Annotated in this window: 17 protein-coding genes and 1 riboswitch; of the genes, 14 read left to right on the top strand and 3 right to left on the bottom strand. The window is 60.8% G+C overall.

Annotation, left to right across the window (positions count from 1 at the left end; all coding sequences use genetic code 11):
- Positions 1–84 precede the first annotated feature (84 nt).
- Both AC50YL_RS05010 and AC50YL_RS05005 read left to right on the top strand, forming a co-directional pair.
- Positions 85–1,770, top strand: coding sequence for an ABC transporter substrate-binding protein (locus tag AC50YL_RS05010; protein ID WP_494829876.1), 1,686 nt, complete (start codon positions 85–87; stop codon positions 1,768–1,770).
- Between the two features lie 146 nt (positions 1,771–1,916).
- On the top strand, positions 1,917–4,994 hold the full coding sequence (locus tag AC50YL_RS05005; protein WP_494829874.1) for a galactose-binding domain-containing protein: 3,078 nt from the start codon (positions 1,917–1,919) through the stop codon (positions 4,992–4,994).
- Positions 4,995–5,153: 159 nt separating this feature from the next.
- On the opposite strand, the gene AC50YL_RS05000 is transcribed toward AC50YL_RS05005, so the two are convergent.
- The gene (locus tag AC50YL_RS05000; RefSeq protein WP_494829872.1) at positions 5,154–5,903 is read right to left on the bottom strand and encodes an AraC family transcriptional regulator; all 750 of its coding nucleotides are present in this window, start codon (positions 5,901–5,903) and stop codon (positions 5,154–5,156) included.
- A 121-nt stretch (positions 5,904–6,024) separates the two neighbouring features.
- On the opposite strand from AC50YL_RS05000, the gene AC50YL_RS04995 reads away from it, so the two are divergent.
- Together AC50YL_RS04995 and AC50YL_RS04990 are read left to right on the top strand one after the other, a co-directional pair.
- Entirely contained in the window at positions 6,025–6,900 is an 876-nt protein-coding gene (locus AC50YL_RS04995; RefSeq protein ID WP_494829870.1) for a phytanoyl-CoA dioxygenase family protein, read from the top strand.
- Positions 6,901–6,995: 95 nt separating this feature from the next.
- Entirely contained in the window at positions 6,996–7,196 is a 201-nt protein-coding gene (locus tag AC50YL_RS04990; protein ID WP_494829868.1) for a hypothetical protein, read from the top strand.
- A gap of 264 nt (positions 7,197–7,460) precedes the next feature.
- Here the strand turns inward: AC50YL_RS04990 and AC50YL_RS04985 are convergent, their stop codons facing one another.
- Complete coding sequence (locus tag AC50YL_RS04985) at positions 7,461–8,573, bottom strand: NADH:flavin oxidoreductase (RefSeq protein WP_494829867.1); 1,113 nt, start codon at positions 8,571–8,573, stop codon at positions 7,461–7,463.
- A 329-nt stretch (positions 8,574–8,902) separates the two neighbouring features.
- A riboswitch (cyclic di-AMP (ydaO/yuaA leader) is annotated at positions 8,903–9,073 on the top strand.
- A gap of 113 nt (positions 9,074–9,186) precedes the next feature.
- Here AC50YL_RS04985 and AC50YL_RS04980 point away from each other — a divergent pair.
- The 9 genes from AC50YL_RS04980 (at position 9,187) to AC50YL_RS04940 (ending at position 19,527) form a co-directional block, all read left to right on the top strand.
- Positions 9,187–9,633, top strand: coding sequence for a hypothetical protein (locus AC50YL_RS04980; protein ID WP_494829865.1), 447 nt, complete (start codon positions 9,187–9,189; stop codon positions 9,631–9,633).
- 92 nt (positions 9,634–9,725) lie between these two features.
- Positions 9,726–10,175, top strand: a complete 450-nt coding sequence (locus AC50YL_RS04975; protein WP_494829863.1) for a hypothetical protein — start codon at positions 9,726–9,728, stop codon at positions 10,173–10,175.
- 233 nt (positions 10,176–10,408) lie between these two features.
- Entirely contained in the window at positions 10,409–10,486 is a 78-nt protein-coding gene (locus AC50YL_RS04970) for a potassium-transporting ATPase subunit F (RefSeq protein WP_494831148.1), read from the top strand.
- Positions 10,487–10,527: 41 nt separating this feature from the next.
- On the top strand, positions 10,528–12,201 hold the full coding sequence (kdpA, locus tag AC50YL_RS04965; protein ID WP_494831146.1) for a potassium-transporting ATPase subunit KdpA: 1,674 nt from the start codon (positions 10,528–10,530) through the stop codon (positions 12,199–12,201).
- Positions 12,202–12,226: 25 nt separating this feature from the next.
- Entirely contained in the window at positions 12,227–14,266 is a 2,040-nt protein-coding gene (gene kdpB / locus AC50YL_RS04960; protein WP_494829862.1) for a potassium-transporting ATPase subunit KdpB, read from the top strand.
- A 25-nt stretch (positions 14,267–14,291) separates the two neighbouring features.
- A complete protein-coding gene (gene kdpC, locus AC50YL_RS04955) occupies positions 14,292–14,858 on the top strand; it encodes a potassium-transporting ATPase subunit KdpC (RefSeq protein WP_494829861.1) in 567 nt (188 codons plus the stop codon).
- 80 nt (positions 14,859–14,938) lie between these two features.
- On the top strand, positions 14,939–17,281 hold the full coding sequence (locus tag AC50YL_RS04950; RefSeq protein ID WP_494829859.1) for a histidine kinase: 2,343 nt from the start codon (positions 14,939–14,941) through the stop codon (positions 17,279–17,281).
- Positions 17,241–18,818: an ATP-binding protein gene (locus tag AC50YL_RS04945; RefSeq protein WP_494829857.1), complete on the top strand. Its 1,578-nt coding sequence runs from the start codon at positions 17,241–17,243 to the stop codon at positions 18,816–18,818. The genes AC50YL_RS04950 and AC50YL_RS04945 overlap by 41 nt, the downstream gene beginning before the upstream one ends.
- A 1-nt stretch (position 18,819) precedes the next feature.
- Positions 18,820–19,527 (top strand): response regulator, encoded by a 708-nt coding sequence (locus AC50YL_RS04940; protein ID WP_494829855.1) that lies wholly within the window; start codon positions 18,820–18,822, stop codon positions 19,525–19,527.
- A gap of 291 nt (positions 19,528–19,818) precedes the next feature.
- Here the strand turns inward: AC50YL_RS04940 and AC50YL_RS04935 are convergent, their stop codons facing one another.
- Complete coding sequence (locus AC50YL_RS04935; RefSeq protein WP_494829854.1) at positions 19,819–20,508, bottom strand: glycosyltransferase family 2 protein; 690 nt, start codon at positions 20,506–20,508, stop codon at positions 19,819–19,821.
- Positions 20,509–20,757: 249 nt separating this feature from the next.
- On the opposite strand from AC50YL_RS04935, the gene AC50YL_RS04930 reads away from it, so the two are divergent.
- Entirely contained in the window at positions 20,758–22,383 is a 1,626-nt protein-coding gene (locus AC50YL_RS04930; RefSeq protein WP_494829852.1) for a response regulator transcription factor, read from the top strand.

Genomic DNA, 22,383 nt, shown 5'->3' with positions numbered 1-22,383 from the left:
GGCCCCGCGGAACCGGCCGGTCCGACCGGATATGAAATCGCTGTCATGCATTGGTCGCCAATACGTGAAGGGGGAAAAATACGCATGTGGAAAAAAGGGCAGTTTCGATTTACGGTCGCCATGGTGTTGATGGCGTCGATGCTTGCGGGATGCGGCGGCAACAACGCGCCGGCCAATAACGGAGGAACGGCGAGTACGGGGAATACGGGGAATACGGCCGCGGCCGGCAATGAGGGCGAAGCGGGTAACGCGGGCAACGCGGAGGCGCCGGCGGACAATAAGCCGGTCACCTTCACGTTCTTCGACGCCAACGTCGGGGATACGTTCGACAACCCGGTCGCGCAGGAAATCTCGAAGAAAACGAGCGTGTCGCTGGAAATCCAGCAGCCGACGGGCAATCCGTCCGAGAAGCTGAACCTGATGCTCGCGAGCAACGACTTGCCGGACATCATGGACATCGGCCGAGGCGACATTCTCGAGAAATACATCGCGGCCGGCGCGCTCGTGCCGCTGAACGATCTCATCGACAAATACGGCACGCACATCAAGGAAATGTACGGCGACATGCTCAAGAAAACGAGAAGCGCCGACGGCAAGAACTATTACCTGGCCAACTGGTACGGCCTCGAGCAGTACCCGGTCTTCGGCTTCCTGATGCGGATGGACGTCATGAAGGAGCTCGGCGTCGGCGACAAGGTCAACAACGGCGAGCCGTTCACCTCCGACGAATACGTCGAGCTGCTGAAGAAATACAAGGAGAAGTACCCGACGTCGGACGGCAAGCCGACGGTGCCGATTACGTTCAACGGCGAGAACATGGGCGCGATCACCGGCTCGTTCAAGGGCATGTTCGGCATCATGCCGTATTACCAGGATGGCGGCGAGCTGAAGACGGACGTGAAGGATCCGCGCTACCTGGACATGATCAAGTTCATGAATTCCCTGTACACGCAAGGCCTGATCGACCCGGAATGGGCGACCAACAAGACGCAGCAGTACGAGCAGAAGCTGGCGAGCGGCAGCTATTTCTCCACGGCCGACGCCTTCTGGAACCTGGGCAAGCCGAACGCGATCCTGAAGGAAGCCGCCAAGGATCCGGCCTTGAAGGACGAGAGCCAATTCTACCCGTACAAGGTGCTGGCGCCGGGCGTCGACCCTTCGAAGGCGACGTACGGACCGAAGAGCTCCCTGGGCTGGGACGGCATCGGCATCTCGAAGAGCAACAAGGATCCGGTCCGCGCGATCCAATTCCTCGATTTCCTGGCCAGCGAAGAAGGCCAGTACCTCATGATGTGGGGCATCGAAGGCAAGGACTGGGACATGAAGGACGGCAAGCACGTGCCGCGGCCGGAGACGCTGGAAGGCTTCGCGAAGGACTGGGACGGCTATTCCAAGCAGACGGGTATCCGCAAATGGACGTGGACGGTCAAGAACGGACCGGGCTCCGACGGCACGCCGTACGACCTGATCGGCCGCTATCAGACGGATCCCGTGTCGGCGCTCGCGATCAAGAACCTGGCGGACACGTCGTTCGACACCTCGCCGTTCGATAACCTCGGCCCGAGCGGCGGCACGCCGGAAGCGATCATCCAGCAGAAGGTAAACGAGACCACGTCCAAATACTTCCCGCGCATGGTCATGGCCGCTTCGCAGGACGAAGCCGTCGCCACCTACGAGAAGATGCTCAAGGAGCTGGAAACGGCGGGCGTGTCGAAGCTGGAGAAGATCTACACCGACAATTACAACACGCGGATGGAATTGTGGAAATAACGAAGCTGGCTGCAGGGTCGGAGGCGCCGTCAGGCGCTTCCGGCCATATGCCGCCGCTTCGTGCACGAGGGATGGATGCTGCTCTGCCCGCATGAACGGCGGAAGCAGCCGGTATCATAATCGACGCTATGCCAAGGAGGCAGCCAATGCGCACAACCATATGGACGCGGCTTATTGCAGTTTTCATCACGATCGTGCTGGGAGGGACGTTAATACCGCAAGTGAATTACGCGAAAGGAAAGCTGACGGTCGAACAGAAGGACGGCAAGGTAGCAGCGGCTAACGGCAGCTACGCGATCGCGTACGATCTCGCGACGGGGCTCGGCAGCTTCGCGTGGGGCGGACGGACGATCCTGCGCGACTTCAGCTCCGACATCAAGTTCGCCGGCGACGACGCGCGCTACCGGTCCTCCGATCCGGCGAAGCGGACGGCGGAATGGAACAAGCTTCCTCGCGACGGCTACGGCAAGGACGGCGTGAAGCTGTCGATCCGCAGCGTGCTGGATTCCGGACCGACCTTGACCCTGAATCTCTATTTGTACCCGGACGAGGCTTATTTCTTATCCGATCTGAACGTCGTCAATCCGGCGGGCAAGGCGGTCGAGATTCTCGAGCCGGTCGCGGCCTCCAACCTGGATATCGGCGCGGGCGCGGACAAGCGCGTCCTGACCACGCCGTACACGAACAACTTCGACTTCGGCGTGGCGCCGGTGAACGATTTCGGCAGCAGCCAGAACGGCGCCGACCGCTACGAGGGCGAGCAGCTGAAGTGGGAGCCGTTCAACGGCATCAGCCACTGGGTGTCCGCGATGTTCGACAATGCCGGGAAGCAGGGCTTCGTCGCCGGCGCCGCGACCGTGAAGAACTGGAAGAGCAGCCAGAAGCTCGGGCAGGCGTCGCAGGCGAACGGACCGCTCACCGAATTCGGCGTCTATAACTGGGGCGGCTCGCAGAGCGGGCAGGCGATCGCTTCCGACCGGTTCTTCTTCGGCTTCTACGACGACTACCAGGCGGGCCTGGAGGAATACGGCAAGGTGTACAATATCGGCGAGCCGCATCTGGAGTGGAAGGGCGACGTGCCGATGGGCTACAACACCTATTATTCGCATTTTGGCTACGCGACCGCGGAAGCGATGCATGCGATGGTCGATTACGTGGCGGATAACCTGAAGCCGCTCGGTTACGAGTATTTCAACCAAGACGGCGGCTTCTGGCCGGATACGAGCCTGCCGTTCGACGAAGGCATGCAGACTTTCGCCGATTACGTGCACAGCAAAGGGCTGAAGGTCGGGGGCTACCAGACGCCGTTCACGATCTACGACTCGTGGCTGGACGAGGCGATTCCGGGCACGGACGCGACATACCGCGACATCTGCCTCAAGGACGAGGACGGCAAGCCGATTCGGACGTATCTGGGCACGTACGCGATGGATATCTCGAACCCCGCGGCGCAGACGGCCATTCGCAACGCGATCCAGAAATACGTGGATTGGGGCTTCGATTACCTCAAGCTGGACTTTATCGATATGGGCATGTACGAAGGGCAGCATTACGATCCGTCGGTCAACGGCGTGCAGGCGTACCGGATCGGCATGGGCATCATTCGCGACACGGTGCTGGCGGCGGGCCGGCCGATCTATATCAACGAATCGATCGCGCCGCTGCTTCCGGCGGCATTCGCCCACGGCAGACGGGCGGCTTGCGATACCTCGCTCGGCGTGGACGGGTACTCCGGCATCGAGCGCCAAGCGTTCAACGACCTGGCGTCCTGGTGGACGAACGGCACGCTGTACGACTACAACGATCCCGACATGATCATGCCGGAGAATTTCGCCCAAGGCTTCTGGTATAAATACAGCCAGAGCGAAGGCAAGCTGCTGGCGACGACGGTCGCGATGGGCGGCGGGCATTGGCTGATCGGCGACAACATCCCGTTCCTGACCGAGGACCGCATGAGCCTCCTCCAGAACAAGGAGCTGCTGGACATCGCCGCGAACGGCCGGGCGGCCAAGCCGGTCAGCATGACGAACTTCTATCACAAAGGCGAGCATTCTCCGTCGGTCGCCTATACGACGGGCAAGCATGGCGAGACGTACGTCGGCCTGTCCAATTGGGACGCCAAGAACGAAGCGACGATCACCGTCAAGCTGGCCGATCTCGGCTTGAACGGCAGCGCGAATTACGCGCTGGCGGAGATTTATTCGGGGCAAGGGCTCGGCAAGGCGAAGGGGCAGTTCACGTATACGCTACCGCCGAGCGGCACGGCGATCATCAAGGTGACGAACGGCGGCCCGGGCAACGGCAATGGCGACGCGCCGGTCAATCTCGCGCTCGGCAAACCGGTCAACGTATCGTCCACATGGGGCGATCCCGGCTACGAGGGCGCGATGCTGACGGACGGCAAGCTGTCCACGAGATGGAGCGCCGCCGACAAGCATCAGAACGACGAATGGGCGGAGATCGATTTCGGGAAACCGACGGCCGTCAATCAAATCGTGGTGAAGGAATACAAGGGCGACTATTTCCAAATCGCCAATTACGCGCTGCAGTATTGGGACGGCTCGCGTTACGTCGACATCACGAAGGGCTTTACGGTCGGGGATGACAAGACGATCGATTTCAAGACGGTCACGACGTCCAAGATCCGGCTGTTCATGAAGACGAACTATTTCATTCCGTCGATCAAGGAGATCGAAGCGTATAACATCAAAGGCGGCGGCGGACCGAGCATCGTGCAGGACGACAGCAACGGGGAGTACGCGAACTACTCCGATATCCGCGCAGGCGTGCAGCGGATGCAGGTATTCAAGCTGACGAAGAGCGATCTGCCGAAGCTGGACGTGTACATCTACGAGAGCTACGTGAGCGCGGTGCCGGCGGACGCCTATTATTTCGACCTCGTCACGCTGGACGCGAACGACAACCCGCAGGACAAGATCTTCTCGGCCTCGCTGCCGGCGTATAACATCCCGGGAAGCGTGAGTCCGTACTCGATCTATCCGCGCCTGAAGAACCTGGATACGACGAAGAAATACGGCCTGATTCTCAAATCGCCGAAATCGGCGGACACGGAATCGACGGACAACAACTACGGCTTCGCCTACAGCGACAACGATCCGTACGCGGACGGATACGAGAAGCTGTCGCTCGACGGCGGCAAGACGTGGGCGACCGAGAATGACGGCAAGCGGGATTTGATTTTCTCGGTTTATTCGAGCGAGTAACGGTTGCATGCGCATGAGGATGGAAGACGGCGGGAGCGATCCTGCCGTCTTTTTTTGCGGGCGGCGGCAGTCGGCAGTCGGCACTCGCTCTGCGGTTGATGAAGCAGAGAGGCGTCCGGCGTGGGTCAGGCCGACTTCCGGCAACGCAGCGGCTTGGCGTCAGCGCGTCTTCCGGTAGCGCAACGGCGTGTCGCCGAGCTCCCTGCGGAACAGCTCGATGAACTGCGAGGTCGTCGAGAAGCCGCACTCGAGCCCGATCGCGCTGATCGTCAGCGTCGTATTCAGCAGCAGCCCTTTGGCCGCTTCCAGCCGCTTGCGCAGCAGGTATTGCCCCGGCGACAATCCGGTCTGGACCTTGAACAGATGGCGAAAATGATCCTCGCCGTAGCCCGACAGCTCCGCCAGCGTGCGAAGCTGCAGCGGCTGCGTATAGTTCTCGTCCATGTAGCGCCGCGCGTAGAACAGCCGCTCGGGACGCTGCTCGTCGCCCTGCGGCGCTTCCGCCTGCCGGCCGAGCAGCAGGATGATCTCGTTCAGCAACAGATTCGCCCGCTGCGCGTAATGGGCTTTCTGCGCGAGCAGCTCTTCCTTCATCGTCAGCATGAGCGCCAGAATCGACCGCTCGTCCGTATCGCGGATAAGGCCGTTCGGCAGCTGCACCGGGAAATCGTCGTAGCGAAAGCCGAAGAAGACGACCTCCGTCGCTTCGTCATGCCGCTCGTCGTGCATGTAATTCGGCCGGGTCAGCGTGATCGTGCCGGGTCCGTAGGCCAGCGTCCCGCCGTTCAGGTTCATCGTCCCGGTCCCCGATACGTAGTAGACGAGCTCGTAGCAGCTATGCTTGTGATAATCGACGTAGCTGCCCGCTTCATGGGATTTGTAGAAGAAAAAATCCAGTTGTCCGTTCACGCCCGCCACGACCTTTCCCCGAATCCTGATAGTTTATCCCCAGTCTATTATAGCTCGGGGGCTCTTGTCACCCGTATGATGGAGGAGAGAGACGACCAATCATTCACGGGAGTGATCGACGATGGCGAACGGAAACGAGACAGGGCTGACGGAACAAGAAATCACGCGGTACCGGGAGGACGGCTTCCTGGTGTTCGACGGGATATTGCGCGAGGCGGAAGTCGAAGAGCTGCGGCTAGCGTGCGAAGCGGACCCGATCACGGCGCTGCGCACGCAGAAGGAGTACGAGACGATGACGGTGCACGCGCTCGGCATTACGTCCCTGCATCCGGCATTTCTGAAGCTGGCGAAGCATCCGGCGATCGTGGGCAAGCTGCGCGCCCTGCTCGGCGACGATATCGAGCTGCAGCATTCCAAGCTGGCGACGAAGCCGCCGACGAAGGGCGTCGGCGCGTTCGCGTGGCATCAGGATTACGTCTTCTATCCCCACACCAATACCGATCTGTTGTCCGTCATGGTCATGCTGGACGATGCGACGCCGGAGAACGGCTGCATGCAGATGGTGAAGGGGAGCCACCGGCTCGGCCCTCTGAATCACATGAAGGACGGACGCTTCGTTGCAGCCTGCCAGGAGACCCGTTACTGGGAGGAACCGGCGAATCCTGACGACATCGCCTACATTATGCCGAAGACGGGCGGCATCAGCATTCATCATGCGCTGACGCTGCACGGCTCGGCGGCCAACGCGTCCGGCAGGCCGCGCCGGGGCATCGTGTTCTCGTACCGCGCGGGGGACGCGTATCAGCTGGCCGATACGCTGTTCGACGACACCGGCCTGCTGATCAACGGCAGCCGCAAGGGCATCGTCCGTTGCGACGCCGGCGTCGTGGCGCTGCCGTTCCGGGGAGGAGGCGCCCACCCGTACGGCTCGGCCTGGAACCAGGCGGGCGGATTCGCGGCGGCGCATAACGCGGAGCAGTTCCGAGACCCGCTTTGATCCGCGTGCGGCAGCCGCATGCGGAGCGAATCGCGGGTTTCCGCGGAGACTGCCGCAGCTTCGCCTGCACCCGCCGGGCCAGGGGCTTCTCGGTCGTGGCGACCGAGATCCGGCGCATGGCGGTGCAGAGTCGCGACTCCTCCCAAGATATCCGCACGCAGCTCGGCCTGATGCAGAACCGGCTGAAGGCAATCGGCGCGGACATCGACCGGATCAAAGGCGACATGGCGCATCACTCGCAAAGCGTCAAGGAGCTCGACGGCGGCGTTCGAGCATATCGCCGCCACGGCCGGTGAGCTGCTGGACAAGTTCACGACGCTGCAAGCCGAGCCTTCCTAATCGTTGCATTAGCTGAGGCGGCGATCGCCTCGCGCGAGCAGGCTCACCCTTCCATGGGCTGCCCGAACTCGTTTTTGCGATCTTTCGAGCTCCGCTTAGTACGGATTTATCGCAAGAAAAGGACCTCCATTTCCGCTTTGCGGCGGAAATGGAGGTCCTTCGTTTGCCTATCGGGATTTTCCGTTGTCTGCGAATCTTTTTTTTGTGACAGCGCCTAGGCGTCAGTACAGCGTTCCGAGCGCTTGCGGCGCGAACGGCTGCAATTCGTCCGGCCTTCCTTGCTTGATCTTGAGCGCCCAGGCGGGATCGCTCAAGAGCGCCCGGCCGACGGCGACCAGGTCGAATTCGCCGCGATCGAGCCGTTCCAGCAAACCGTCGAGGCTGGCCGTTCCGGCGCCCATCCCTTCCCGGAAGAGGCGCGTGAATTCCAGATCGAGCCCGACGGAGCCGACCGTGATCGTCGGCTTGCCCGTCAGCTTCTTCGTCCAGCCGGCCAGGTTCAGGTCGACGCCGTCCTCGAAGGCGGGCTCCCAGAACCGGCGGGTCGAGCAGTGGAACAGATCGACCCCCGCGTCGACGAGCGGCCGCAGGAAGCGGTCCAGCTCGGCGGGGGTTTCCGCGAGCTTCGCCTCGTAGGCGCCGTCCTTCCACTGGGAGTACCGCAGCACGATCGGATAGTCCGGGCCGACGGCGCGCCGGCAGGCCGCGATGACTTCGGCGGCGAACCGGGTCCGGGACACCAAGTCCCCGCCGTACCGGTCCGTCCGGATATTCGTGACGCCCCAGAAGAATTGGTCGATCAGGTAGCCGTGGGCGCCGTGCAGCTCGATGGCGTCGAAGCCGAGCCGTTTGGAATCGGCTGCGGCTTGCGCGTAGGCCGCGATCAGGCCGGCGATCTCGTTCTCGGTAAGCGGCTCGCCCGCTTGCTCGCCGGCGAGGTTCAGTCCCGACGGACCGACGGAAGGCGCGTCCGGGTTCGACCCGGTTCCCGGCTTGCGGGTCATGCCGACATGCCAGAGCTGGGAAGCGATCTTGCCGCCGGCTTCGTGGACCGCGCCGACGACGCCGGCCCAGCCGTTCAAGGCAGCCTCCCCGTAGAAATGGGGCAAACTCGGGCTCGCGCCGGCCGCGGGATGATCGATCAGCGTCCCCTCCGTCACGATGAGGCCGACGCCGTTCTCGGCGCGCCTCCGGTAATAGGCGGCCACGTCTTCGCCCGGCACGCCGCCGGGAGAGAAGCCGCGCGTCATCGGCGCCATGACGATCCGGTTATCGAGCGAGAGCTTTTCGGAACGGAAGGGGGCGAACAGGGCTTGCGCAGAAGTAGTGCTCATCCAAATTCCTCCTCGGGAAAAAATGCGGAATCAAGGGACTGGGGCATAAGGGCATTGGGAAATTATAGGTTAACTTTAAACCTTTAAGTCGTTCATTTCAATAGAAATAGTCGGCTTTTATATCCGCCGGACCTTATCGAGACGGAGGGCTCGCGAACGGAGATACACCCGAAAACGAAAGCAATTTGCAGGCATGCCGCCGATACCATTCTTTGTGCGCGCTTTCATTGCCGCTGACCGACAAGAATTTCGTCATGCGGGTTTCTGCGGCTTTTTACAATTTTCGCCGCCGGGACTACGATTAGAAGCATCACAAGCAATCATCGTTCAACCCATAATCGCTGAATCCCTTTATAGGGAGCGGGGGAACCAATGGAAGCCGGCGCCGCGTGGCGGCGCGTCTTCCCGGGGTGAATCGCGGACAAGCAACGCTTGTCCGGGTAGGGCACTCTCTAGCCCGAATCCGACAGCTAACCTCGCAAGCGAACCAGAGAGACGACTTAGGCCAAAGCGCGCGAAGCAGCCTTTTTCTTTGCGCTGTCCATGAAGCCGGGAGTGGAGACATCTCTTCTTCCCGGCTTCTTTTTTTTATCCCACGAAGGAGTGAATGAGCATGCACGCCGTACAGACAAGGGCTTCGCTTCAAAGAGAACGCATGGATATGGTGAAAATCGAGCGCATCGAATGCTTCCGGTTCGATCGCGAGACGGCGCGTCTGCTGTTGCCGGACTGCGGAAACGGGGATTGGTGCGGCATCCTGATGCTCGGCACGGGCTCCGGCGAGCTCGGCATCGGCGTCTTCCGGGAATGCGCCTTGAAGGGCGATTTTATCAAATGGGCCTGCGCGTTCCAGGGGTTCAAGCACCATACGCTCAGCGAAGGCCTGCTGGAAGCCCGGATCAAGCACGAGGCTTGGGGCGACGTCCGGTCGTTGGCGGCGGAAGCGGCGCTGCGCGAGCTGGCCGGCGGCATCGGGGCGCCGGTGGGCCGATCGTTGTCCGACAGCCTGCACGACCATTCCTTTTGCTTCGAGCACGCGGAGGCATATGTCATTTTCTAGGCGGAGAACCGCGGCGACATGGCCGTTTTTATATTTTTTTTACACCCTGGGGGCGATCTCTTTACCCCGATTTTATGGGGAATGGGATTAAGATGACGGAGTACGGAAGAGGGGAGCGTGGAGCGGACGTGGACATACGGGAAATCAATTCAAATTCGGCAACGATCGTCGTCGCGGCCATGACGAAATCCGGCGAGCATTTCATGAAGCAGCTGCTCGTCAAAGGCGTGCCGTTTACGGCGATCACGAACAGCGTCGCGGAGCGGCAGCAGCTGTCCAAGCTCGGCATCGCGTCCATCCTGCTCGTGAATACGATCGATCCGGATACGTGGGAGATGCCGGATCATCCGGTCGGCAAGGTGTTCTTGTTCGAAAGCAGCCTGTCGCTGTGCTGCCGGTACCTGCGCATGATTCGCAAATGGACGGATCAGCCGGTATACGTCATCACGGGGCGGACGCACGGCCGGTTGATCTATAAGAGCCTCGGCGCCACCCACATCGTGCATTCCAACACCGGCAGCATTTCGTTTCTGCTGGATTAGCATAAGATTGCTTCGATTGGAAAATGTTATGACTAACTACAGAAAGGCTCGTGAGGAGGGTGCTCGGATGGTTAACGATTTTACGATGGTCCTCTTGGCTGCGGTCCTGTACGGATTGTTCTGGGGCTTCAAGAAATTATGCGAGAAAGCGTGAGGCCGATCTCCCCAAGCAGTTGCGTTAGCTGAACGGATCGGGCCAACGAGGCCGGATCCACTACAAAGGAGGAAGCGACATGGTCGTAATGGGGATTATCGCCATCTGCCTGATGATCTATCTCGGTTTCGTATTGGTGAAGCCGGAAAAGTTTTGAGTAAGCTGCTTCAATAACGAGGAGGAAACATTGCTATGGCTATGGGATTCGTACAAGTTGCCATTACGCTGGTCATCATCATGCTGTTGGTGAAGCCGGCGGGCACATATCTCGTCAAAGTTTTTTCGCAGGAAAAAACGGGCCTCGACCGGGTATTCGGCCCGGTCGAGCGTTTGCTTTACCGGATCATGGGCGTAAAGGAAGGGGAATCGATGGGCTGGCGCGGCTACCTTGGCGCCGTGCTGCTATCCAACTTCGTCATGATGCTGCTGATGTATCTCGTGCTTCGGCTGCAGAGCTATCTGCCGATGAATCCGGACGGGATCGGCAACATGCCGGCCGGTCAGGCTTTCAATACGGTCACTTCGTTCATAACCAATACGAACTGGCAGTCTTACAGCGGCGAGAACGGGTTGTCTTACCTGTCGCAAATGCTGGCGATCACGTTCCCGATGTTCACGTCGGCAGCGACCGGCTTCGCGGTGGCGGTCGCCTTCATCCGCGGCTTGATCGGCCGCAAGGACGACCTCGGCAACTTCTACGTCGACATGACCCGCTCCATCACGCGTGTGTTCCTGCCGATCAGCTTCATCGTCGCGCTGTTCCTGGTATTCCAAGGCGTGCCGCAGACGCTGCTCGGCGCCGTTCACGCCTCGACGCTCGGCGGCGGCGAACAGACGATCACGCGGGGCGTCGTCGCTTCGCTTGAATCCATCAAGCACTTGGGCACGAACGGCGGCGGCTATATGGGCACGAACGCGGCGCATCCGTTCGAGAACCCGACGGCGCTCGCGAACCTCGTCCATATCTTGTGCATGATGCTGCTGCCGACGGCGCTGGTCTATGCCTTCGGTCTCATGATCAAGAACAAGAAGCAGGGCTGGGCCGTATTCGGCGCCATGAGCTTCATCTTCCTGGTCATGCTGGCGACGGTGTTCATCTCCGAATACAGAGGCGTCGGCGCGATCGACGCCATGGGCGTTCACGGCAACATGGAAGGCAAGGAAGTGCGCTTCGGCGTCTCCGAGTCCGCCTTGTTCACCGCGGTGACGACGGCGGCTACGACCGGCAGCGTCAACAACATGCATGAATCGTTAACGCCGATGGGCGGGTTCGTGCCTCTGGCGGAAATGATGCTGAACAACGTGTTCGGCGGCAAGGGCGTCGGACTGCTCAATGGTTTATTGTACCTCATTCTGGCGATCTTTATATGCGGCCTGATGGTCGGGCGGACGCCGGAATTCCTGGGCAAGAAGATCGAAGGCAGGGAAGTGAAGCTCGCTTCGATCGCTCTGCTGATCCATCCTTTCGTCATTCTGGTGCCGACGGCCATCGCATTCCTTAGTCCGAACGCGATGTCGTCCATCGCGAACGGCGGCATGCACGGCTTGACGGAAGTGCTATATGCATTCACCTCCGGCGCGGCCAATAACGGTTCGGCGTTCGGCGGCTTGACCGCGAATACCGATTTCTACAACATCATGATCGGCGTGGTCATGCTCCTCGGCCGGTACGTTTCCATCATCGCGATGATCGCCATCGCCGGCTCGCTTGCGGTCAAACGCGTCGTTCCGGTGACGACGGGCACGCTGAGAACCAACACGCCGTTGTTCTCGGGCATCCTCGTCGTGATCATCCTCGTCATCGGGGCGCTGACGTTCTTCCCGTCGCTTGCGCTGGGACCGATTGCCGAACATTTGGCGATGCCGAAATAAAGATTGCTGAGAGGAAGGATCTATAATGGCCGCAAGTAAAAAAAGCTTATCGAAGGATATGGTGCTTCAAGCGATCGCGGACGCGTTCAAGAAGCTGAACCCCGCCGTCATGATCAAGAACCCGGTCATGTTCGTCGTTGAAGTCGGTACCTTCATCACGTTGCTGCTCTCCATTCAACCGGATCTCTTCGCCGCTTCAAGCGCGGGCCGGGGTTATGATATTGCCGTGTTCTTCATCCTGCTGTTTACGCTGCTGTTCGCCAATTTCGCGGAAGCGCTGGCCGAAGGCCGAGGCAAAGCCCAAGCGGACACGCTGCGCAAAACGAAGTCGGAGACGATGGCGAAGCTGGTCCAGAAAGACGGATCGCTGAAGCAGGTATCGTCTACGCAGCTGCGCAAAGGGGACGTCGTCCGCGTCGATACCGGGGAGATCATCCCGACGGACGGCGAGATCATCCAAGGGCTCGCGTCGATCGACGAATCGGCGATCACGGGCGAATCCGCCCCGGTTATCAAGGAAGCGGGCGGCGACTTCTCGTCCGTTACCGGGGGCACCCGGGTCGCGTCCGACTTTATTATCGTGAAAGTCATGACGGATCCCGGCGAGTCGTTCCTCGACCGCATGATCTCGCTCGTCGAAGGCGCGAAGCGCCAGAAGACGCCGAACGAGATCGCGCTGACGACGCTCCTCGCCGTCTTGACCATGATCTTCCTGGTCGTCATCCTGACGATGGTGCCGATGGCGGACTACTTGAACGTGCATCTGGATATCGCGACCTTGATCGCGCTGCTCGTCTGCTTGATCCCGACCACGATCGGCGGGCTGTTGTCCGCGATCGGGATCGCCGGCATGGACCGCGTCACGCAGTTCAACGTGCTGGCGATGTCGGGCAAGGCGGTCGAAGCGGCCGGCGACATCGATACGCTCATCCTGGATAAGACCGGCACGATTACGTACGGCAACCGGATGGCATCCGAGTTCGCTCCCGTCAAGGGCGTGTCGCAGAACGAAATGACGCTCGCCGCGCTGAAGGCCTCCGTCAAGGACGAGACGCCGGAAGGACGCTCCATCGTGGAGATGGCCACGAAGCTCGGCGAGACGTTCGCGGAGAGCGAATACGGCAGCGCCGAACCGATCGAATTCACCGCCGAAACCCGGATGTCGGGTCTCGATATGACCGATGGCACGCAGATCCGCAAAGGCGCCGTGGACGCCATGAAGAAGTACATCTCCGCCAAGGGCGGCAGCGTGCCCGCCGACCTGGACGAGATCTCGAACCGCATCGCGAAGGCCGGCGGCACGCCGCTTGCCGTCTCCATCGGCGACCGGATCTATGGCGTTATCTACCTTAAGGATACGGTGAAGCCGGGACTCAAGGAACGGTTCGCGGAGCTGCGGGCCATGGGCATCAAGACGATCATGGCCACGGGCGACAATCCGCTTACGGCCGCGACGATCGCTTTGGAAGCGGGCGTCGACGATTTCATCGCGGAAGCGAAGCCGGAGGACAAGATCGCCGTCATTCGCAAGGAGCAGCAGGAAGGCAAGCTGGTCGCGATGACCGGCGACGGCACGAACGACGCGCCGGCGCTGGCGCAGGCCGACGTGGGCCTCGCGATGAATTCCGGCACGATGGCGGCGAAGGAAGCCGCCAACATGATCGACCTGGATTCCGATCCGACGAAGCTGCTGTCCGTCGTGTCCATCGGCAAGCAGCTGCTCATCACCCGCGGCGCCCTGACGACGTTCTCGATCGCCAACGACATCGCCAAATATTTCGCGATCATTCCGGCCATGTTCATCCTGGCGATGCCGCAGCTGCAATCGCTGAACATCATGGACCTCGCCTCGCCGCAATCGGCGATCCTGTCCGCGCTGATCTTCAACGCGATCATTATTCCGCTCTTGATCCCGATCGCGATGCGGGGCGTCAAATACCGCGCCATGAGCGCGGACCGGCTGCTGACGCGCAACGTGCTGCTGTACGGCATCGGCGGCGTGATCGTGCCGTTCATCGGCATCAAGATCATCGATCTGATACTGCAGGGACTGCACCTAGCCTAAAATGGAAGCAGAGGAGTCTTCAACCATGAAAATGATATCCACCGCAATACGCGTATCCATCGGCCTGATGATCATCTGCGGATTCATTTATCCGCTCGTGACGACCGGGGTGGCGCAGGTGCTGTTCCCCAAGCAGGCGGACGGCAGCCTGATGGAAGCCGCCGACGGCACGGTCACCGGGTCGGAGCTGCTCGCGCAGGGCGTCGACTCGCCGAAGCTCTTCCATCCGCGGGCCTCGATGGCCAAGTATGATCCGACCGCTTCCGCCGGCTCCAACCGGGCCGTCGCCACGCCGGATTACGTGAAGGAGATCGGCGACAACGTCGCCGCCGTGAAGGCGGACAATCCGGGACTGACGGATATCCCGGCCGACCTCGTGACGGCCTCGGGCTCCGGGTTCGACCCGGACCTGTCGCCGGAGGCGGCGAAGGCCCAGGTGCCGCGCATCAGCAAGGCGACCGGCATGAGCGCGGACGACCTGAACAAGCTGATCGACGACTTGGAGAAAAGCAGGCAGCTCGGGATCTTCGGGGAACCGCGGGTCAACGTGAACGCCCTGAACGAGGAATTGTTGAAGCAGATCAAGCTATAAAACGGCGCAGCCGCTCCCGCAGGTCGGGGGTGGCTTCGTTTGCGTTATGCGCCGTCTGGCTATAGAGGGGGGAACTCACCGTGAAAAGCTTTAAACGCAAGACGCCGGAAGAAATTTTGCAGTCCATCTCCAAGCTGCACACGGGGACGCTGAAGATATATATCGGTCCCGTCAGCGGATCGGGAAAGACGTACCATATGCTCCGGGAAGGCCAGATGCTCCGGCAGCAGGGCGTCGACGTGGTCATCTGCGCGGTCTCGACGCTGAAGCGGCCGGAGACGGTGGAGCAGATCGGGGACCTGGAACGGGTGCCGAGCATCCACTGGTTCCGGGACGGCGTCGAATGCAAGGACCTGAATCTCGACGCGCTGCTGGCGCGCAACCCGGAGGTCGTGCTGGTGGACGGCCTCGCGCACCGGAACTGCTCCGATTCGCGCTTCGCCACGCGGCTCGAGGACATCAAATTCCTGCTCGGCCACGGCATCAGCGTCATTACGACGGTGAACGTCTACGAGCTGGAAGGCTACACGGAGATTGCCCAGAAGCTGACGGGCATAGAAGTAAAGCATACGGTGCCGGCGGATACGCTGGAGCTGGCGGACGAGGTCAGATTGATCGACGTAACGCCGGAGATGATCCTGAACCGGCTGGCGGAGGGCCATCTGACGGGAAGCATGGATAAGTCCGTGTTCAAGCGGGGCAATCTGGGCGTGTTGCGCGAGCTTGCGCTGCGGCTGGTCGCCGAGGATGTCGGCGACGAGCTGCGGGAATACCGGGAAGAGCTGGGGCTGATCGGCCCGACGGGCACGGGCGAACGGATTCTCGTCTCGGCGCAATATCATTGGAACGGCTCGATCTACGTCCGCCGCGGCCAGCAGATCGCCAAGCGGCTGAACGGCGAGCTGATGGTCGTGACGTTCCGCAACATGAAGCGCAAGTTATCCAAAGAAGCGGCTGCCTTTCGCCGCAATATGATCAAGTTGGTCGAGAAGGTCGGCGGCGAATTCGAGGAGCTAAGCTTCCGCAATCGTCGCGTCCTCCCGAGAACGCTCGTGAATTATGCCGTCGAACATCAAGTGACCCGCATCGTCATGGGCCACACGAAGCGTACCCGTTGGCAGGATAGAGTGTACGGCTCCATTGTCAACCAGTTGTTGAAGAAGGCGCGCAACATCGACGTTTTTCTCATGGCGGACCGTTCGGAACGGGAAGGGGAGCGCGTGCTTCCCGCCAATATAGCTTCCACCGTGCAACAGCCTTACCGCAGGCTTAGCGAACAGGAAGTGACCGAACGGATCGGGGAAATCAAGCGGGGCACGTTCAAGGTCTACATCGGGGCGGCGCCCGGCGTCGGCAAGACGTATACGATGCTCCGGGAAGGCAATGACTTGTTGCGCAAAGGCATCGACGTGCGGGTCGGCCTGTTGGAAACGCACGGCCGTCAAGAGACGGTCGCCCAAATCGGGGGACTTACGCTGATGCCGAGGGACCAAATCCAATATCAAGGGGTCTCGCTCGAGGAGATGGACACCGATGCGATTATCGAGGCGTGTCCGGAAGTGGTGCTCGTGGACGAATTGGCCCATACGAACGTTCCCGGCAGCCGGAACAAGAAGCGGTACGAGGACGTGCAGGAGATTTTGAATGCCGGAATTTCGGTCATTACGACCGTTAATGTCCAGCATCTGGAAAGCCTGAACGATGCGGTGGAGCAGATCACGGGCATCCGCGTCCGCGAAACGGTGCCGGACAGTATCCTGCAGATGGCGGATGAAGTACAATTGATTGACGTGGCGCCGGAAGCTCTCCAGAACCGAATGCGCGAAGGGAAGATCTACGCGGCGGCAAAGATCGATCAAGCCCTCTCGAATTTTTTCAAGACGGGCAACCTCATCGCGCTGCGCGAGCTGGCGCTGCGGGAAATCGCCGACGACGTGGATGAACGGCTGGAGTCGCTGGAACGAAAGAATTCGCTTCGCGGACCGTGGCGAAGACGGGAAAGCATTTTCGTTTGCGTCAACGATACGCCCTACGCCCAGCGTCTCGTGAGACGCGGCTTCCGGACCGCGTACCGGCTAAAGGCGCCATGGTGCGTTAATTACGTGCTTGTCGGCGAAAATAGCGGCGGCGAAGGTTTGCATGGCGAGTTGGCGGCTTTGGAACGGTTGACGGTTAGGCTGGGCGGCAAGTTCTGCGTGCACCGCGCCGATTCGCGAAAAGAAATCGCGGCCACGTTGGCGGACAAAGCAAATAAATCGGAAGCCACGCAGCTCATTATCGGGCAATCCAAGATTTCCTGGTGGGATGCGTTTCTGCACGGCTCGGTCGTGAAGAATCTGATCGCGTTGTCAAGGGAGAGGGATATCTTGATCGTCGCGGATCATGATGCGAAAGAAGGGGAAGACAGTCGCGGCAGCCGCTGAAAGCAAACGAATCACATTCAAGCCTTATGTATGGATAACGATCGGAATCGCAGGATTGACATTCCTTTTTCATGCGTTAGGCTTTATATTCGATGACGTCAATATCGCGCTCATTTATTTGTTCCCGATTTTGTTCAGCGCCGTGTATTGGGGGATTGCGCCTTCGTTCTATGCGGCGTCCGCGAGCGTCCTGGCATTCGATTATTTCTTCGTTCCGCCGTTCCTGAGCTTTACCGTGCAGGACCTCAGGTACGTGCTTTCGTTCGCGGTGTATTTGGCGGTGGCGGCGCTCACCGCTACGCTCGCCGCCCGGTTGCGGCAGCAAGTAAAGCTGTCCAAGCAGCGGGAAGCCAACACGGCGGCTCTTTATTCGTTAAGCCGGCAGATGACCGCCATAGGCGATATCCAAGTGCTGCTGGAGAATATCATCTCTCGCGTATACGAGACCGTCCGGACGTACGTGGCCATTTATTTGCCCGACGACAAGACGGAGCTGCGGCGGGCGGCTTGGGCTCCCGCGGAGCTTGGACTCGACGAAAGCGAATCTGCGATGGCGATCGCGATGTTGGCGTTCCGGCATGGGGAAATGGCAGGCAAGGGCACGCGCACGCTGAAAGACTTCTCGGGTTTGTTCGTCCCTCTGCGAACCGAAGAGCGGACCTTCGGCGTGATGGTCATTCGTACCGGGAACGAGGACGATGCGCTGTCGACGGAGGAGCTTAACCTGCTGGAGGCGTTCGGAGGACTGGCCGCAAGCGCAATCGCCCGTATCAAGCTCAGCGAGGAAGCGAAGCTGGCGCATCTGACGGCGGAATCCGAGCGTATCCGGACGGCGCTGCTCGATTCGGTATCCCACGAGCTGCGCACGCCGCTCGCCACCATCATCGGCTCGGCATCGGCGCTCATGGAAGCCGACGAGGTGTTCTCTTCCGCCGACCGGGTGGAGCTGCTCGGCACGGTACGCGACGGCGCGCTGCGCATGAACCGGCTGGTCACCAACCTGCTCGGCATGGTGAAGCTCGAGAGCGGCATGCTGGCGCTGCGCCGGGATTGGTGCGACGCCGAGGATATCGTCGGCGTCGTGCTGTCGCAGGTGAAGGGATTCCAGCAGGACCGGCGCATCGTCGTGAAGATGTCCGACCCGGCGCCGTACTTTCCGGGCGACGAGGTGCTGCTGGAGCAGGTGCTGGTCAACGTCGTCAGTAACGCGATCAAGTATTCGCCGGATGGCAGCGAGATCGTCATCGCGGTCCGGCAGACCGGGCCGTGGGTCCGGATCTCGGTGGCGGACGAAGGCATCGGCATCGCGGAAGACGACCGCGATCGGGTGTTCGATAAATTTTACCGGGGCGCCGAAGTGAACGGCACGACCGGCACGGGGCTCGGGCTGGCCATCTGCAAAGGCATCGTGGAAGCCCACGGCGGAACCATCGCCGCGGGACCGCGCGCGGAGAAGGGCACGGTCGTGACGATCGCGCTGCCGGCTGGAGACCCCGAGCTGCCCGAGGATTGGAAGCGCAAGGAGGAGGAAGCGTAGCATGACGACAACTAGCGGCGCGCGGATTCTCGTCGTGGACGACGAGCCGCAGATCATCAAGCTCTTGAAGGTGACGCTGAAGGCGCATCAATTCGAGGTGCTGGAGGCCGCGACCGGGGAGGCGGGCATCTATGAGGCGAGCATGAATCACCCGGATCTGATCGTGCTCGATTTAGGGCTGCCGGACATTCCGGGCATCGAAGTGCTGCGGCGCATCCGGGATTGGTCCCGGATTCCGATCATCGTGCTGACGGCGAAGGACCGGGAGACGGATAAGATCGAAGCCCTCGACGGAGGCGCGGACGATTACGTGACCAAGCCGTTCGGGATGGGCGAGCTGGTCGCCCGCATCCGAGTCGCGCTGCGCCATTCGGGCAACGCCCAGCAGGAACCCGTGCTGCGCTTCGGGCGGCTCGTCGTCGATCTCGCGCAGCGGCTCGTGGAGCTGGACGGCAGCCGCGTGAAGCTCACGCCGACGGAGTACGAGCTGTTGAAGATCTTGGCCTCCAACGCGGGCAAGGTGATCACCCAGCGGCAGCTGCTGCAGCAGGTGTGGGGCGGCCATCATCACGAGTCGGACAGCCATTACCTGCGCATCTACATCGGTCATCTGCGCAAGAAGCTCGAGGAGGACCCGACGCGTCCGAAATTCATCGAGACGGAGCCGGGCATCGGCTACCGCTTCCTGCTGCAGGAGCAGGCGGAGTAGCGATTCCGCGAACGATTTCGGGCACGTCGCGGAGAATGGCCAGGTGCGATTGCGGAAACGATCGCGGGTATATCGGAGAACGTTTATGCGCGGTTGCGGGAACGGGCCGCGCCCATTTCAAGAAACGGCCGCGCACCCTCTGATGAACGCCTGCGCCGTTTCCGGTCGAGGCCGAATACCGCCCCGCCTCGGCCTGATTACACGGCAAGAAGGCAGCCTGAGCAGGCTGCCTTTTTGCCGTTCGCGGATGCCGTCATGGGCGGCATCCGCTTCTGTTTCCTCCCATCCCCGTCAATTCACGTAACGGCGATAACGTTTCGTCTTGCGCACCATCCTGCACTGCGACATGTAGCGCCGCATGCTTTTTTTCTGCGTGTGGCTGCCGGAATTTTTGCGGCGGATGCAGACGTAATGCTTCCTGGACAAGGAATACAGCCGTATCCCCCTGCGGTGGCAACGCCCGAGCCAGCCGGCGTCGGTGCCGACCTTTTTGAATTCGGGAAAGGGGACCCGTTTCCAAACCGATCTCCGGAAGACCAGCGTGCCGCCTTTGAGGCTGCGCGTATAGGTGCGTTCGCCGCCGGGGCGATACAGCATCAGCGCCCGCTTCGATTTAAAGTAGACATAGGCCGTACGCTTGCCGACGACGCCTGCTTTACCCCCTTTGATGGCGCGGGCGGCTTCCCGCAGGAACTTGGGGCCGTAGTAATCGTCGTCGTCGAACTTGGCGACAAGGCCTTTGCTGGCCCGTTTAATGGCGTAGTTCAGGCATTTGCCGAGCTTATATTTCTGCTGGACCCTGAACACGCGGACTTTGTTCTTCGGATAGCGTTTCGCTCGTTTCCGGTAGCGTTTGATCTTCAGCTTGTCGTTGTTCAGGACGATGATCATTTTCTTGTCCTTCCATTTCTGCCGGTCGAAATTATCGAACACGTTGTCGATGCACGAGGATCTGATCGTGCACGAGATCACGGTAATCATGGATTATCATCTCCGTTTGGTGTAAGTTCAAGCTTCGCTTTCATAGGCATTCTTTGTAGGATATGAGCGGACGACGGCGCAAGGCACGGCGTATTCATCATTTTCGCGCCGGCGGACGATGCGGGGGCTGGCCCTTATTCGTTCGGAGAACGACCCATTTGCCGATTCGTCACCGCTGGAAGAAGAAAAGGCATGGACGATTGCCGTCCCGATCGGCTACTCTTAGGGGAGCGGGAGGGAGATGGACGGATGTACAAAGCCATTATCGTGGATGACGAAGCCGTCGTCCGCGTCGGACTGAAGAATACGATCCAATGGCAGGAGCACGGCTTCGAGCTCGCCGGCGATTACCCCAACGGGCGCGACGCTTGGGAGGCGATCGAGCAGGACAAGCCGGATCTCGTCATTTCCGATATCAGCATGCCCTTCATGGACGGCCTGGAGCTCGCCGGTCTGATCGCCGCCAGCTATCCTTATATCAAAGTGATCATCCTTACCGGGTTCGACGAATTCGAATACGCCCAGCATGCGCTGCGCCTGAAGGTATCCGACTTCGTGCTGAAGCCGATCACCGCCCGCGAGATCCGGGGGCTGCTCGACAAGGCCCGGAGCGAGATGGACGAGGAACGGCAGCGCCGCGAAGACCTCAGCCGCCTGCAGAGCCAGCTGAAGCAGAGCGTGCCGCTGCTTCGGGAGCGCTTCCTGGAACGGCTCGTCGCCGTCGGCCTCGGCAAGGCGGAGATCGAGGACCGCTTCGCGTATTTCGGCCTGCCGCCGCTTGCCGCGGGCTCCGTCGCCGTCGTGGCCGACATCGACGACTTCGGCGACCGCGAACTGCTCTCGTACGCGCATGACGTTGAATTTTTGCGGTTCGCCGCTTTCGATATCTTCGAAGAGATCGCCGAGCGCGAGAACGCGATCGTTTTCCGCACCCGCGAGGAACGGATGGTCGCGATTCTGACCGGCGAGGGGGAGGGCAACGAGCTTTACGAAACCGCTTTCCGTTACGCGGAGGAAGCGCGCCATCACATCGAGAAATTCCTCAGCTTCACGGTGACGGCCGGCATCGGGCGCATCGTCCCGTCCGCCGAGATGCTGCCGGACTCCTACAAAGGCGCCTTGTCCGCGCTCGATTACCGGTTTCTCCACGGCAAGAACCGCGTGCTCGGCATCCTCGACCTGGAGGGCCGGCCGGAAGCCGCGCCGCCCGCGACCATGGCCTGGGACCGCAAGCTCGTGTCCGCCGTCAAGACCGGCTCCATCCGCGAGGCGCAGGAGCTGATCGAACGCGGCATCGCGGAGCTCAAGCAGTCGCGCGTGCCGATCGAGACCTGCTTCCTGCAGATGCAGAAGGTCGTCCTCTCGCTCATGAACGCGATCCAGGAGGTCGTGCCGCATGACCGCGAAGCGTCGATCGACAGCCAGATGATGCTCATGGAAGTATACCGGTTCAAGACGCTCGACGAGATCGAGGTTTGGCTCAAGCAGGTCGTAAGCGCCGTCATGACGGAAATCGCCGAGAACCGGAACCATTTTACGAATGCGCAAATTCACAAGGCGGTCGAGTACATCGAGACGAACTACGCCAACGACAAAATGTCGCTGCAGGACCTGTGCCGCCACGTGCTCATGAGCACCAGCTATTTCAGCCTCGTGTTCAAGCAGCATACGGGCGAGACGTTCGTCGAATATCTGACGGGCGTCCGGATCGCCAAGGCGAAGGAGCTGCTCCGGTCCACGAGCCTGAAGTTCTACGAGATCGCCGCGCAGGTCGGCTACGGCGACCCGAATTATTTCAGCATCCTGTTCAAGAAACGGGCGGGCATGACGCCGAAGGACTACCGCGACGGGACGGCAAAGGAGAGCGGATCCTGA

It is taken from the genome of Paenibacillus sp. J22P277 (assembly GCF_059383675.1).
Note: the sequence above shows the minus strand (reverse complement) of the source record. Positions and strands in the feature narration are given on the sequence as shown.